Origin of the sequence: Streptomyces sp. MK37H (genome assembly GCF_018035285.1) — a bacterium.
Taxonomy (GTDB): domain Bacteria; phylum Actinomycetota; class Actinomycetes; order Streptomycetales; family Streptomycetaceae; genus Streptomyces; species Streptomyces endocoffeicus.
This window is the reverse complement of the sequence record NZ_JAAAYH010000274.1, coordinates 1-12240: the sequence shown is the minus strand read 5'-3', so window position 1 is coordinate 12240 and position 12240 is coordinate 1. Positions and strand designations below refer to the sequence as shown.

9 protein-coding genes are annotated in these 12240 nt (G+C 70.5%); all 9 read left to right on the top strand.

Going from position 1 to position 12240, the window contains the following annotated elements; genetic code table 11:
* On the top strand, positions 1–1772 hold a 1772-nt coding region (locus GWI24_RS30120; protein ID WP_210949044.1), incomplete at its 5' end, for a penicillin-binding protein 2.
* Between the two features lie 12 nt (positions 1773–1784).
* Complete coding sequence (locus GWI24_RS30115) at positions 1785–3545, top strand: UDP-N-acetylmuramoyl-L-alanyl-D-glutamate--2,6-diaminopimelate ligase (RefSeq protein ID WP_374103356.1); 1761 nt, start codon at positions 1785–1787, stop codon at positions 3543–3545.
* Between the two features lie 62 nt (positions 3546–3607).
* Complete coding sequence (murF, locus tag GWI24_RS30110; protein ID WP_210949042.1) at positions 3608–5047, top strand: UDP-N-acetylmuramoyl-tripeptide--D-alanyl-D-alanine ligase; 1440 nt, start codon at positions 3608–3610, stop codon at positions 5045–5047.
* Positions 5044–6111 (top strand): phospho-N-acetylmuramoyl-pentapeptide-transferase, encoded by a 1068-nt coding sequence (gene mraY, locus GWI24_RS30105; RefSeq protein WP_086884991.1) that lies wholly within the window; start codon positions 5044–5046, stop codon positions 6109–6111. Before murF ends, mraY begins: the two co-directional genes overlap by 4 nt.
* Positions 6108–7559: a UDP-N-acetylmuramoyl-L-alanine--D-glutamate ligase gene (gene murD / locus GWI24_RS30100; RefSeq protein ID WP_210949041.1), complete on the top strand. Its 1452-nt coding sequence runs from the start codon at positions 6108–6110 to the stop codon at positions 7557–7559. Before mraY ends, murD begins: the two co-directional genes overlap by 4 nt.
* Positions 7560–7613: 54 nt before the next feature.
* A complete protein-coding gene (gene ftsW / locus GWI24_RS30095) occupies positions 7614–9065 on the top strand; it encodes a putative lipid II flippase FtsW (RefSeq protein WP_247617064.1) in 1452 nt (483 codons plus the stop codon).
* A 6-nt stretch (positions 9066–9071) separates the two neighbouring features.
* Complete coding sequence (gene murG, locus GWI24_RS30090) at positions 9072–10166, top strand: undecaprenyldiphospho-muramoylpentapeptide beta-N-acetylglucosaminyltransferase (protein ID WP_037948994.1); 1095 nt, start codon at positions 9072–9074, stop codon at positions 10164–10166.
* Between the two features lie 13 nt (positions 10167–10179).
* Positions 10180–10977 carry an FtsQ-type POTRA domain-containing protein gene (locus tag GWI24_RS30085; RefSeq protein WP_210949040.1) on the top strand — a complete coding sequence of 266 codons (798 nt, stop codon included), beginning with the start codon at positions 10180–10182 and terminating at the stop codon, positions 10975–10977.
* 277 nt (positions 10978–11254) lie between these two features.
* On the top strand, positions 11255–12240 hold a 986-nt coding region (ftsZ, locus tag GWI24_RS30080), incomplete at its 3' end, for a cell division protein FtsZ (RefSeq protein WP_210949039.1).

The window sequence follows — 12240 nt, the reverse complement described above, 5'->3', positions numbered from 1 at the left end:
TCACCCTCGTGATGCTGGTCTTCGTCGTACGGCTGCTCCAGGTGCAGGCCGTCGACGCCAGCGCCTACGCAGCCAAGGCCAACGTCAACCGCTACATCCCGGTGAAGCTGTCCGCCGAGCGCGGCTCCATCACCGACCGCAACGGCGTCGACCTGGCGACCACGGTGGACGCCTACGACATCACCGCCGCCCCCGACCTCCTCACGCCCAAGACGGCCAAGACCCATGACGCGCCCCGCCAGGCCGCGGCCCTGCTCGCGCCGATCCTCGGCAAGGACCAGACGGACCTGGAGCAGAAGCTCACCGACAACCCCAGGTCGCAGTACGTCGTGCTCGCCCGGCAGCAGTCCCCGCAGGTCTGGAACCAGATCAAGGACCTCAAGAGCGCCCTGGACGACGCGGCGGCCAAGGGCAAGGGCACCAATGTCCTGGCCGGGGTCAACCGTGAGGCGCACAGCAAGCGGGTCTATCCGAACGGGGACCTCGCCGCCGGGCTACTGGGATTCGTCGACGCCGACGGCCGCGGCTCCGCCGGGCTCGAGCAGCAGCTCAACAAGAAGCTCGCGGGCAAGGACGGCAAGCGCGTCTACGCCCAGTCCGGTGGCCACCAGGTGCCCACCGGCGACGTCAGGCAGCAGCCCGCGGTCCCCGGCAGCGACTACGAGCTGACCATCGACCGGGACATCCAGTGGGCCGCCCAGAGCGCCATCGCCGACCAGGTGCGCAAGTCCGGGGCCGACCGCGGCTATGTCATCGTCCAGGACACCCGCACCGGACAGCTCCTGGCCATGGCCAACGCCCCCGGCTTCGACCCCAACGACATCACCACCACGGACGCCGACGCCCTGGGCAACGCCGCGGTCTCGGACGCCTACGAGCCCGGCAGCGTCAGCAAGCTGATGTCCATGGCCGCCGTCCTCCAGGAGGGCGTGGCGCGCTGGGACACCCATGTGGTGGTCCCCAACCGGCTGCCGCGCGCGGACCGTGCCTTCGCCGATGACATCGACCATCCGACCTGGTACCTCACGCTCAACGGCGTGCTCGCCAAGTCCAGCAACATCGGCACGATCCTCGCCACCGAGCAGCTGGCCAAGACCAAGCGGCAGAAGAACCAGATCCTCTACTCCTACCTGCGCAAGTTCGGGATCGGCCAGCCCACCGGGCTCGGCTTCCCCGGCGAGACCTCGGGCATCCTGGCCAAGCCGCAGCACTGGAGCGCCTCGCAGCAGTACACCATCCCCTTCGGCCAGGGGCTGTCGCTCAACGCCATCCAGGCGGCCTCGGTGTACTCCACCATCGCCAACGGGGGTGAGCGCATCGCGCCCACCCTCGTCCGCGGCGCCAGGGGGCCCGGCGGCGACTTCACCGCCGCGCCCGCCCCCAAGAAGACCCGTGTCGTCAGTAAGGAGACCGCGAAGACGCTCGCCGAGATGCTCGAGTCGGTCGTCGACGATCAGCAGGGCACCGGTACGAAGGCGAAGATCCCGGGCTATCGTGTCGCGGGCAAGACCGGCACCTCCAACCGGGTGGACCCCAAGACCGGCCGCTACCGCGGCTACACCGCGTCCTTCGCCGGCTTCGCCCCGGCCGACAAACCTCGGCTGACCGTCTACTGTGCCGTTCAGAACCCGACCAAGGGCAGCTACTTCGGCGGTCAGGTCTGCGGACCGGTCTACAAGAAGGTCATGGAGTTCGGCCTCAAGGCCCTGCAGGTCCCGCCGTCCGGGAAGCAGCCCAAACGGCTCCCGGTGAGCTACAACCCGGGCCAGTGAGCGGGCCCAGCAGTGACGACGATCACGCCGGGCCCTGGGAACCACGGTCCGGTACGGCCCCGCACCGCCGCCTCATTTCGCGGGGGAGCGGGTGTCCCGGGTACGCTCACCGCCGTGCCCCACGCTGATCAGTCCCAAACCCCTCAGAAGGACGTTTCTGTGGAATACCCGGGAGCGCCCCGTCCTCTCCAGGTCCGCCCGATCCCGCTGGCGGAGCTGGCGGATCAGCTGGGCGTCGAAGCCCCCGAAGCCTCGGAAGGGGCCGCGGTCACCGGGATCACCCATGACTCGCGGGCCGTACGCCCCGGCGATGTGTACGCCGCGCTGGCCGGTGCCCGCCTCCACGGCGCGGACTTCGCCGCCCAGGCCGCCGACCTCGGCGCGGTCGCGGTGCTGACCGACCCGGCCGGCGCCGAGCGCGCCGCCGCCACCGGCCTGCCGGTCCTCGCGGTGGACAACCCGCGCGGCCGGATGGGCGCGCTGGCCGCCACGATCTACGGCGAGCCGGGTCACGACCTGCTCCAGATCGGCATCACCGGTACCTCCGGCAAGACCACGACCGCGTATCTCATCGAGGGCGGCCTCAAGGCCGTCGCGAAGCACGACGGCGGCCTTACGGGTCTCATCGGCACCGTGGAGACGCGGATCGGCGACGAGCGCATCAAGTCCGAGCGCACCACCCCCGAGGCCACCGATCTTCAGGCCCTGTTCGCGGTGATGCGGGAGCGCGATGTCCGCTCGGTCGTCATGGAGGTCTCCAGCCACGCCCTGGTCCTCGGCCGCGTCGACGGCTGCGTCTTCGACGTCGCGGTCTTCAACAACCTCAGCCCGGAGCACATGGAGTTCCACTCCGGCATGGAGGACTACTTCCAGGCCAAGGCCCAGCTGTTCACCAAGGCCCGCAGCCGCCTCGGAGTGATCAACTACGACGACGAGTACGGCCGCCGCCTGATCGAGCAGTCCGAGGTGCCCGTCACCACCTTCTCCGCCGAGGGCCACCCCGACGCCCACTGGCGTGCCGCGGACGTCGAGGTCGGCCCGCTCGGCTCGACCTTCACCGCCGTCGGCCCGAACGGTGAGTCCGTACGGGCCGCCGCGCCCCTCCCGGGCCCCTTCAACGTGGCCAACGCGCTCGCCGCCGTCGTCGCGCTCGCCGTCGCCGGGATCGACCCGCAGACGGCCGCCGACGGCGTCGCCGCCGTCCCCGGTGTACCGGGCCGGCTGGAGCGGGTCGACGTGGGCCAGCCCTACCTCGCGGTCGTCGACTACGCCCACAAGACCGACGCCGTGGAGTCGGTGCTGCGTGCCCTCCGTAAGGTGACCGACGGCAAGCTGCACGCCGTCCTCGGCTGCGGCGGGGACCGCGACCGGCTCAAGCGCGGCCCCATGGGCGCCGCGGTGGCCCGGTACGCCGACACGGCCGTCCTCACCTCGGACAACCCCCGCTCCGAGGACCCGCTCGCGATCCTCGCCGCCATGCTCGCGGGCGCCGCCGAGGTGCCCGCCCACGAGCGCGGTGATGTGCTGGTCGAGGAGGACCGGGCCAACGCCATCGCGGCCGCCGTCGCCCGCGCCGAGCCGGGTGACACGGTCATCGTGGCGGGCAAGGGCCATGAGCTGGGCCAGGACATCGCGGGCGTGATCCGGGCCTTCGACGACCGCCAGGTACTCCGCGAAGCCATCGAGCTCAGTGAGCGAGCCCACAGGCGCGATGCCACGCGCCCCGAGGCGAGCCCACAGCACCGGGACAAACACCAAGACGACCAGGGATGACAGACCGCCATGCGCGCACCAGCCCCCTCCAGGCAGCTCTCCCGCACGGCCGGAGGTGATCAGTGATCGCACTGTCCCTCACCGAGATCGCCGGCCTAGTTGGTGGACAGCCGCACGACATACCGGACCCGGACCTGAAGGTCACGGGCCCCGTCGTGATCGACTCCCGTGAGGTGCGGCCCGGCAGCCTCTTCGCCGCGCTCCCCGGGGAGCGCGTGGACGGCCACGACTTCGCCAGGGGCGCGGTCGAGGCGGGCGCCGCGGCGGTCCTGGCCGCCCGCCCCGTCGGCACCCCGGACGCCCCCGTACCGGCGATCGTCGTCCCCGACGTCATCGCCGCCATGGGAGCGCTCGCGCGCGCCGTCGTGGAGCGCCTGGGCACCACCGTGGTCGCCCTCACCGGTTCCGCCGGCAAGACGAGCACCAAGGACCTCATCGCCCAACTGCTCCAGCGCCGCGGCCCCACCGTATGGACGCCGGGCAACTTCAACAACGAGATCGGGCTGCCCGTGGCCGCGCTCAGCGCCGACGAGGCCACCCAGCACCTGGTGCTGGAGATGGGTGCCCGCGGTAAGGGCCACATCCGGTATCTGTCCACTCTCACCCCGCCCCGTATCGGACTCGTGCTCAACGTCGGCACCGCCCATATCGGGGAGTTCGGCGGTCGGGAGCAGATCGCCGAGGCCAAGGGCGAGCTCGTGGAGTCCCTGCCGTCCGCCGTGGAGGGCGGGGTGGCGGTGCTCAACGCCGACGACCCCTTCGTGCGCGCCATGGCGTCGCGGACCAAGGCCCGTACCGTCCTGTTCGGCGAGGCCGATGACGCCGATGTGCGTGCCGGGAATGTCCGGCTCGCCGACGGCGGCCGTCCCGCCTTCACGCTTCACACCCCTACCGGGTGCAGCGAAGTGACCATGCGCCTGTACGGTGAGCACCACGTGTCGAACGCGCTCGCCGCGGCCGCCGTCGCCCATGAGTTGGGCATGTCCGTCGACGAGATCGCCGTGGCGCTCTCCGAGGCGGGGCAGCTCTCCCGCTGGCGGATGGAGGTCACCGAGCGCTCGGACGGCGTGACGGTCGTCAACGACGCCTACAACGCGAACCCCGAGTCCATGCGAGCAGCGCTGCGCGCGCTGGTCGCCATGGGCGCTGCCACACCGGGGCGTCGCACGTGGGCGGTGCTCGGCCCGATGGCCGAGCTGGGCGAGGAGTCACTGGCCGAGCACGACGCGGTCGGGCGGCTGGCCGTCCGGCTCAACGTCAGCAAGCTCGTGGCGGTCGGCGGCCAGGAGGCCGCCTGGCTGGACATGGGCGCCAAGAACGAGGGTTCGTGGGGTGAGGAGTCGGTGCACGTGTCCGACGTGCGGGCAGCGGTCGATCTGCTGCGCAGCGAGCTGCGACCGGGGGACGTCGTGTTGGTGAAGGCATCCAGGTCGGTCGGCCTGGAGCGGCTTGCTCAGGCATTGCTCGACGGTGAGGGTGAGGTCGCCGGCCGATGGGCATGAGGCAGATCCTCTTCTCGGGAGCCATCGGGCTCTTTCTGACCCTGATCGGCACACCGCTGCTGATCAAGCTGCTGGCCCGCAAGGGCTATGGCCAGTACATCCGGGACGACGGTCCGCGGACGCACGGCAGCAAGAAGGGCACGCCCACGATGGGCGGTATCTCCTTCATCCTGGCCACGCTGATCGCCTACGCCCTGACGAAGGTGATCACGGGCAGCCAGCCGACCTTCTCGGGCGTGCTGGTGCTCTTCCTGTTCGCGGGCATGGGCCTGGTCGGCTTCCTCGACGACTACATCAAGATCGTCAAGCAGCGCAGCCTGGGTCTGCGGGCCAAGGCCAAGATGGCCGGTCAGCTGATCGTCGGTATCGCCTTCGCGATCCTCGCACTGAACTTCGCCGACGCGCGCCAGCAGACCCCCGCCTCCGACCGGCTCTCCTTCGTCCAGGACTTCGGCTGGTCCTTCGGCCCGGTGATCTTCGCGATCTGGGCGCTGTTCATGATCCTGGCGATGTCGAACGGCGTGAACCTCACCGACGGTCTCGACGGTCTGGCCACCGGCGCCTCCGTGATGGTCTTCGGCGCCTACACCTTCATCGGCGTCTGGCAGTACCAGGAGTCCTGCGCCAACGCGCAGACCCTCACCAACCCGGCGTCCTGTTTCGAGGTCCGTGACCCGCTCGATCTGGCCGTCGTCGCCTCCGCTCTGATGGGCGCGTGCTTCGGCTTCCTGTGGTGGAACACCTCACCCGCCAAGATCTTCATGGGTGACACCGGTTCGCTCGCGCTCGGCGGCGCGCTCGCCGGCCTCGCCATCTGCTCCCGTACGGAGCTGCTGCTGGCCCTCCTCGGCGGACTGTTCGTCCTGATCACCATGTCCGTGGTCATCCAGGTCGGCTCCTTCCGGACGACCGGACGACGGGTCTTCCGGATGGCACCGCTCCAGCACCACTTCGAACTCAAGGGGTGGAGCGAAGTCCTTGTGGTGGTCCGGTTCTGGATCATCCAGGGCATGTGCGTGATCGTCGGCCTCGGCCTCTTCTACGCGGGGTGGCGGGCCTCGTGACGTCCGGCGCCGCCTCCCCCGACGTGTCCGACCTCGCCGGACGGCAGGTCACCGTCGCCGGACTCGGCGTCTCCGGGGTCCCCGCAGCGCGTGCGCTGCGGGGCCTCGGGGCCTCGGTGACCGTGGTCAACGGCAGCGACGGCGAACCGCAGCGCGCCCAGGCGGCCGAACTGGAGCCGCTGGGCATCACCGTCCGCCTCGGCGACGGGGAGACCCTTCCCGACGGCACCGAGCTGATCGTGACCACCCCCGGCTGGAAGCCCACCAGCCCGCTCTTCCTGGCCGCCGCCGAGGCGGGCGTGCCCGTCTGGGGCGATGTGGAGCTGGCGTGGCGGCTGCGCGGGAAAGACGCCCCGCCCTGGCTCGCGGTCACCGGCACCAACGGCAAGACGACCACCGTAAGGATGCTGGCGGCCATCCTGGAGGCGGCCGGGCTGCGCACCGCCGCCGTCGGCAACATCGGCGTCTCGCTCCTGGACATCGTGCTGGGCGACGAGCCGTACGACGTGCTGGCCGTCGAGCTCTCCAGCTACCAGCTGCACTGGGCGCCCTCGCTGCGCGCCCACTCCGGGGCGGTGCTCAACCTCGCCCCCGACCACCTCGACTGGCACGGCTCCATGGCGGCCTACGCGGCCGACAAGGGCCGGATCTACGAGGGCAATCAGGTGGCCTGCGTCTACAACGTGGCCGACCCCGCCACCGAGGACCTGGTGCGCGCGGCCGACGTCGAGGAGGGCTGCCGGGCGATCGGCTTCACCCTCGGCACCCCGGGCCCCTCCCAGCTCGGCGTCGTGGAGGACATCCTCGTCGACCGGGCCTTCGTGGCGGACCGGCAGAAGCAGGCCCAGGAACTGGCCGAGGTCTCCGACGTGAACCCGCCGGCCCCGCACAACATCGCCAACGCCCTGGCGGCGGCCGCCCTGGCTCGCGCCTACGGCGTCCCGCCGACGGCCGTACGGGACGGGCTGCGCGCCTTCCGGCCCGATCCGCACCGGGTGGAGCATGTGGCGGATGTCGACGGCGTGGCCTACGTCGACGACTCCAAGGCGACCAACACCCATGCCGCGGCAGCGTCGTTGGGCGCCTATGAGCACATCGTGTGGATCGCGGGCGGCCTCGCCAAGGGGGCCACCTTCGACGAGCTCGTCCTTACGGCGGCCAAGCGGCTGCGCGGCGTGGTGCTGATCGGCGCCGACCGCGCCCTGATCCGGGAAGCGCTCGCGCGACACGCAGCAGATGTCCCGGTCGTGGACCTCGACCGGACCGACACTGGGGCGATGGCTGCGGCTGTGCGCGAATCGGCGCGGCTCGCCCGGCCGGGCGATACCGTCCTGATGGCCCCGGCCTGTGCCTCGATGGACATGTTCACCAACTACAACAAGCGGGGCGACGCCTTCGCCGCGGCGGTTCATGACCTGGCCTCCGGCCGGGTCCCGGACGATCAGTAGCCCGCCGGTCCCCCGCGAGGACCGCCCGCGCGGGGAAACCGGAGGGGACACGACATGACGCCTGACCAGCCCGCCGCCCCGCGCTCCCGGACGGCCCGCCCCGGCACCGGCCGCCCGGTGCCGCGCTCGGGCGGCGCCCCACGGCTGCGGGAGGCCGTACGGGGCAAGGGCCGGGCGGCGTCACCGGCCCGCCCGCGCGGCACGGCGGGCGCCTCCCGGCCTCCGCGCCGCCCGCCAAGGGTGAACGTCCCTGAAGCCCTGCGCGGGCTTCAGCAGCGTGTCAGGCGGGCCTGGGACCGGCCGCTGACCGCGTACTACCTGCTGCTCGGCGGTTCGCTGCTGATCCTGGTGCTCGGGCTGGTCATGGTCTACTCCGCCTCCCAGATCAAGGCGCTGCAGTCCGGGCTCTCACCGTCGTACTTCTTCCGCAAACAGCTCTTCGCCGCCGCGCTCGGCGGCGCGCTGATGCTGCTCGCCGTGCGGATGCCCATCAAACTGCACCGCGCCTTCGCCTATCCGCTGCTCGCGGTCTCGGTCTTCCTGATGTGTCTGGTGCAGGTCCCGGGCATGGGCATCGCGGTCAACGGCAACCAGAACTGGATCTCATTCGGCGGTCCTTTCCTGCTCCAGCCCAGCGAGTTCGGCAAGCTCGCGCTCGTCCTGTGGGGCGCCGATCTTCTCGCCCGCAAACAGGACAAGCGGCTGCTGGCCCAGTGGAAGCACCTGCTGGTCCCGCTGGTGCCCGCGACCGGCATGCTGCTCGGCCTGATCATGCTGGGCGGGGACATGGGCACCGCGATCATTCTCACTGCGATCCTTTTCGGCCTGCTGTGGCTGGCCGGCGCCCCCACCCGGCTCTTCGCGGGCGTCCTGGCCTTCGCCGGGGTCATCGGCCTGCTGCTCATCAAGACCAGCGCCAACCGGATGTCCCGGCTCGCCTGCATCGGTGCCACCGAGCCCGGTGCGCACGATCAGTGCTGGCAGGCGGTGCACGGGATCTACGCGCTCGCCAACGGCGGATGGTTCGGCTCAGGACTCGGGGCAAGTATGGAGAAATGGGGCGAACTACCCGAACCGCATACTGACTTCATCTTCGCCATTACCGGGGAGGAACTCGGCCTGGCGGGGACGCTGTCGGTTCTCGTTCTCTTCGCGGCTCTAGGCTATGCGGGTATCCGCGTGGCCGGACGCACGGAGGACCCCTTCGTGAGGTACGCCGCGGGAGGTGTGACCACCTGGATCACGGCCCAGGCCGTGGTCAACATCGGCGCGGTGCTCGGTCTGCTGCCGATCGCGGGTGTTCCGCTCCCGCTGTTCTCCTACGGAGGGTCCGCTCTGCTGCCGACCATGTTCGCCGTCGGCCTGCTGATCGCCTTCGCACGGGCTGAGCCCGGTGCGCGGGCGGCGCTGGCCATGCGGCAGCCTGCTTTGCGGAAGAAGCTGGCTCGGGTGAGACGGAAGACGATGAGACGGCCCGTCAAGAGGCGGCCGTCCGGAGAGCGGTGAATTTCGGTGCATGTCGTACTCGCCGGTGGGGGGACCGCCGGCCACATCGAGCCCGCGCTCGCCCTCGCGGACGCCCTGCGTAGGCAGGACCCGACCGTGGGGATCACGGCGCTCGGCACGGAGCGCGGGCTCGAGACCCGGCTCGTACCGGAGCGCGGCTATGAGCTCGGGCTCATCCCGGCCGTACCGCTGCCGCGCAAGCCCACCCCCGAACTGATCACCGTCCCCGGGCGGCTGCGCGGCACCATCAAGGCCGCCGAGCAGATCCTGGAGCGCACCAAGGCCGACTGCGTCGTCGGCTTCGGCGGCTATGTGGCCCTGCCCGGCTACCTGGCGGCCAAGCGGCTCGGCGTGCCGATCGTCGTCCACGAGGCCAACGCCCGCCCCGGCCTCGCCAACAAGATCGGCTCCCGTTACGCCCACTTCGTGGCGGTCTCCACCCCGGACAGCAAGCTCCGCAACTCCCGCTATGTGGGCATCCCGCTGCGCCGCTCCATCGCCACCCTCGACCGGGCCGCGGTCCGCCCCGAGGCCCGCGCGGCCTTCGGGCTCGACCAGAACCTGCCGACGCTGCTGGTCTCCGGCGGCTCCCAGGGCGCGCGGCGGCTCAACGAGGTGGTCCAGACGGTGGCGCCGTTCCTCCAGCGCGCCGGGATCCAGGTGCTCCACGCGGTCGGTCCGAAAAATGAACTGCCGCATGTGGACAACATGCCCGGAATGCCGCCCTATATCCCGGTACCGTATGTGGATCGGATGGACCTCGCGTACGCCGCGGCCGACATGATGCTCTGCCGCGCGGGCGCGATGACCGTCGCCGAACTGTCCGCCGTCGGGCTCCCCGCCGCCTACGTCCCGCTGCCGATCGGCAACGGCGAGCAGCGGCTCAACGCCCAGCCGGTGGTCAAGGCGGGCGGCGGGCTGCTGGTCGACGACGCCGAGCTGAGCCCCGAGTGGGTGCAGAGCAATGTGCTGCCGGTGCTCGGCGACCCGCACCGGCTGTACGAGATGTCCCGGCGCGCCGCCGAGTTCGGCCGCAGGGACGCCGACGAGCTGCTGGTCGGCATGGTGTACGAGGCGATCAGCGCACGCCGCCAGGCGTGAGGAGGCAGGGAGCGTGGCCGGACCGTCGACCGCCGAGCGCGGTGCACGAGGGACGACTCCGTCCGGCCCGCCCCCACGCCTCCTCCGGGTGCGCCGTAGGCTCCGGCCGCCCGGCCGCCGCACCCTGCTGGTGACGGTGGTGGCGGTGACCCTGCTCGGCGCCGGGGCCGTCTGGCTGCTCTACGGCTCGAGCTGGCTGCGGGCCGAGCGGGTGCGGGTCGCCGGCACCACCGTCCTCACCGCCGAGGACGTGCGCGACGCCGCCGACGTATCCCTGAACACCCCTCTGGTGGCGGTGGACACCGGAGCGATCGAACATCGTGTGCGCGAGCGGCTGAAGCGGATTGCGAAAGTGGACGTATCCCGGTCATGGCCGCACACCATCAGTCTGGTAGTGACGGAACGCAGGCCCGAAGCCATTGTCGAAGAGGACGGGAAGTTCCATGAAGTGGACGCCACGGGAGTCCGGTTCTCCACCCTGAGCAAGCGTCCGAAGGGGGTTCCGCTGCTGGAAATGGAGCCGGATCGGTCGCCGAGTTCGCGCCATTTCGGCCCGACCGGACTGCGCCGCGAGGCGGTCCGGGTGGTCACCCAACTCCCTGAGAAGGTCCGCCAGGACACCCGTTCCCTCCGCGTCCGCTCGTACGATTCGATCACCCTGGAGCTCATCGGGGGCCGTACCATCGCCTGGGGGAGCGGAGAGCGCGGCGAGGCGAAGGCGAAGGCGCTCACCGCCCTGATGAAAGCGCGGCCGGACGCCGACCACTACGACGTCCAAGCGCCGAGTGCCCCCGCGGTGTCTCGCAGTTGACGTGGATAGCGGCAGGCCAGCACCCTGGTTGGCTAGCCCACAGGGTGATCACATAGGGTGAAAAGAAAAGCGGGAGGTTCGGCGTGTTCATTGAACGCGCGCCACTTGTCGACTTAGTGTCCTGTTCCGAAGAGTCCGGGAAACAGAGGCACTGGTAACCCTAAACTTCAGCGTTAGGGTTGGGGTCGGCAATCGGAACCGTCCCATTCGGCATCAGTCGGCGCACCGCGGCAACAGCGGGGTGACGACACGTAACTCGAGGCGAGAGGCCTTCGACGTGGCAGCACCGCAGAACTACCTCGCAGTCATCAAGGTCGTCGGCATCGGCGGCGGTGGCGTGAATGCCATCAACCGGATGATCGAGGTCGGGCTCAAGGGCGTCGAGTTCATCGCGATCAACACCGATGCGCAGGCCCTGCTGATGAGTGACGCGGACGTCAAGCTGGACGTCGGTCGCGAGCTCACCCGGGGCCTGGGAGCCGGCGCCAACCCCGACGTCGGCCGTAAGGCCGCCGAGGACCACCGCGAGGAGATCGAGGAGGTCCTCAAGGGGGCCGACATGGTCTTCGTGACGGCGGGTGAGGGCGGCGGCACGGGCACCGGCGGTGCCCCGGTGGTCGCGAACATCGCCCGCTCGCTGGGCGCACTGACGATCGGTGTGGTCACCCGTCCGTTCACTTTCGAGGGCCGCCGCCGCGCCAATCAGGCGGAGGACGGCATCGCGGGTCTGCGGGACGAGGTCGACACCCTCATCGTGATCCCGAACGACCGGCTGCTGTCCATTTCGGACCGTCAGGTGAGCGTGCTTGACGCGTTCAAGTCGGCCGACCAGGTGCTGCTGTCGGGTGTTCAGGGCATCACCGACCTGATCACCACCCCGGGTCTGATCAACCTCGACTTCGCGGACGTCAAGTCCGTGATGTCGGAGGCCGGATCGGCGCTCATGGGCATCGGCTCGGCCCGCGGTGACGACCGCGCGGTGGCCGCGGCCGAGATGGCGATCTCCTCGCCGCTGCTGGAGGCGTCCATCGACGGCGCCCGGGGCGTGCTGCTCTCCATCTCCGGCGGCTCGGACCTCGGTCTGTTCGAGATCAACGAGGCCGCCCAGCTGGTGAGCGAGGCCGCCCACCCCGAGGCCAACATCATCTTCGGCGCGGTGATCGATGACGCGCTCGGTGACGAGGTCCGGGTCACCGTGATCGCGGCGGGCTTCGACGGCGGTCAGCCGCCCGCGAAGAACCGCGACAAGGTGCTCGGCTCTTA

Excerpts from the sequence above, each read along its gene's own strand:
- mraY (WP_086884991.1), top strand. The coding sequence starts at position 5,044 with ATGAGGCAGATCCTCTTCTCGGGAGCCATCGGGCTCTTTCTGACCCTG.
- ftsW (WP_247617064.1), top strand. The coding sequence starts at position 7,614 with ATGACGCCTGACCAGCCCGCCGCCCCGCGCTCCCGGACGGCCCGCCCC.